General features: G+C 38.3%; 2 protein-coding genes. Both read right to left on the reverse strand.

Features of this window, described 5'->3' with window-relative positions:
- On the reverse strand, window positions 1-614 hold a 614-nt coding region (locus tag RWO85_RS10285), incomplete at its 3' end, for an ABC transporter ATP-binding protein (protein WP_314415756.1).
- Window positions 611-2,719, reverse strand: coding sequence for a bacteriocin-associated integral membrane family protein (locus tag RWO85_RS10290; RefSeq protein WP_314415758.1), 2,109 nt, complete (start codon window positions 2,717-2,719; stop codon window positions 611-613). The genes RWO85_RS10285 and RWO85_RS10290, both read right to left, overlap by 4 nt.
- Window position 2,720: the final 1 nt, after the last annotated feature.

The raw sequence follows: 2,720 nt of genomic DNA on the forward strand, positions 1-2,720 counted from the left end.
CGATGACATTGTTGGGCTACATAAGCATCGTGGGTCACAATAATGACTGTTTTCCCTTCTTGATTCATCTCTAAGAGAAACTTCAAGACCAAATCTCTATTTTCAGGATCCAGAGAACCTGTTGGTTCATCGGCTAAAATCAGCTGGCTGGGTTTTAAGATGGCTCTAGCAACTGCAATTCGTTGTTGTTCGCCACCAGATAACTCGGAGACCTTTTGATGCAAAGTAGCTGACAAACCTACTCTCTCTAAAATCTCTTCTACCTTTTTGAGCTTGTCTTTCTTAGGCAATTTCACATATTTCAGCGCCAGCATGAGATTGTACTCGACCGTTTCATCATCAATCAGGGCAAAATTTTGAAACAGATAAGAGATATGCTCACGGATTATTGTTTGTGACTTAGCAGAATTGACCGCTAGATTTGTCTGACCAAAAATCTCATACCGTCCGCTATAATCACCATCTATCAAACCTAATAAATTTAACAAGGTCGACTTACCACTACCACTTTTTCCAACGATGGCAACCAAATCTCCCTGATCAATCCTGAGAGACAAGTGATCCAAAATCACTTTTCCTCCAATGGTTTTGGTAATATTTTCTAACTCAATCATAAGATGCCCCCTTTCAATAATTCTACTAGACTTCTTTTCTCCATCCTAGAAGCCAAGACTAGCACAAATAATATATCCAGACATGTAAAGCCTGCAAACAGCAGGAGTGGCAAGAGCGCATGGGCAAAGAAAATCAATACTAGAAGAGGGAGACTATAGCCCAACAAGAGCAGAACTAGAAGAGGGCGGTAGCGATCGACCAGTTTCCACCCCATAAATTTCTTGGTAATGATGTCCCTGCGCTTCAATAAGAAAGTTGTTACTAGTAAGAAGTAGGAAATCATCATGCTAAGGAGACCAAACAAAGCAAAGAGTATATTAAGATTTCGAACTGCATCTCGATAAGAATCTACTTTCTCTTGTTGAATGGCTTGAAGCGATGAAAATTTTAAATAATTCCCATCTGATAATTTCTCAACTAACTCCGTAATCACTTTTTGATTTTGTTCTGTATTTTCAACTTTCATCGGGTTGTTTAAACCTGTCGTTAACAAACGAGTCTTTTCTTCCCACATCATGTCTTGATCATTTACTAGACTAATGATTGGATTGTGGAGGTTTTCCTTTCGCTCATTGTTATAAGGGAAGAAAGACCAATCTCCTTCATAGTAGGCAATTTCTACATCCATATCTTCTATCCTTTGCTTTTGCTGATCTTCATACCTCAGAGAAAGATAGGCTATGGATTTTCCCAAGAACTGATTCTTACCTTCTTGTCCTTTATCACTGGCTGGCATCAAAATAACTTTTTTAGTGCTGGTATCTGGTAACTTGAATCCCTTGCTCTTTAGAAAATTGCTATTAGCATAGTAAACATCTACCTTATCAGGCAGTTGGTACTGCTGTACTTGTTCAGCTTTGATGACTGGTTTGATAGGAAGACTCGCACTTCGCACATAATTTACTTGTATTTTTGCTAGCAAATCTTGATAAAATTGGTAGAAATAATCTGTAGATTTCCCTGACCCTGCTAGCTCTTCTTGCCACAGGTTATCATTGAGTTGGAAGGTTTCTAAGGTCAAGTAATTCCCTTGGCTTACCCACTGTTGCTGATAAGCAAGTTCTTTGTTTTCTTGTTCTAGACTTCTGCCTACCCCAATCAGTAAGGCCGTCAGTAAAATAGTTGTCCCTATTTTCATCACATAATTGAAGATGAGACCAAGTTTGACAGATGAAAAACCTTTCAACATGGAACTGACTGTCATTTTCTGAATCATCAGGTAGGTCAGCCAACTGATGAACAAATACAACTGTAAAAGCAGAAATTGGGATAAGAGTAAACTTGGGAACAGAAGTTTTGGCCTGTAGTCCAGCACTAAAAATAGTCCCAAGTCAATGACAAGACTTCCACCCAAGAGAAGATAAAAATTAGTCTTTACAAAACCAGCTAAAATCGCCCCGCTTTGAAAACCAAGTAACTTTTGAACCCCCACTCGTTTCATCTCCATCATCGGCTGATAAACTGTTACTAACACAAGAAGTAAAATAGCCAAGACAAAAACAATGGCAGATAAAAGCAAATCTCGATTTATGACTTCCACTGCACTTTTATAGGTAGGCTCTAGCAAGGTAGCCTGGTCTATCTTGAAAAAATCGCTCCATTTCTGTACAATCCTATCCTTATCCATCTCTTGTGTAGAAGTTATCGTATAGCGACCATTTAAACTACGAGATGTATCCTTGATATAGGTTTGAAAAGTCATAAGCTGAATAGGCTTGGCTTTTAGAAAGGTCGGAATCGTACCAAGTTTATTAGAAATTTCTTTATTACTGTAGACTCCTTCACCATCTGTGGTAAAATCAAGAGAAGAAATCCCAAACTCTTGGTAGGGGAAGGTATCTTTATCAAAAACACCAGACTTGATTACCTCATCACCACTGTCTGTTTTGATGATAGAGACCTTGTACTCCTTTGATACATCCTCAAAAAATCGAAGAACAGACGCTGCAGGTTCGTTAATATCTTTCAAATACAAATCCAAAGAATCTACAGTCTTTCCCATTTCCCGAATCCGAACCGCTTCATGTGTGTAGTTTACATTAAAAACAAAAAAAGTGGTACACAGCAACAGCAGAAACATACAAAGATGACTGATTTTTTTCATA

Origin of the sequence: uncultured Streptococcus sp., from assembly GCF_963521865.1 — a bacterium.
Taxonomy (GTDB): domain Bacteria; phylum Bacillota; class Bacilli; order Lactobacillales; family Streptococcaceae; genus Streptococcus.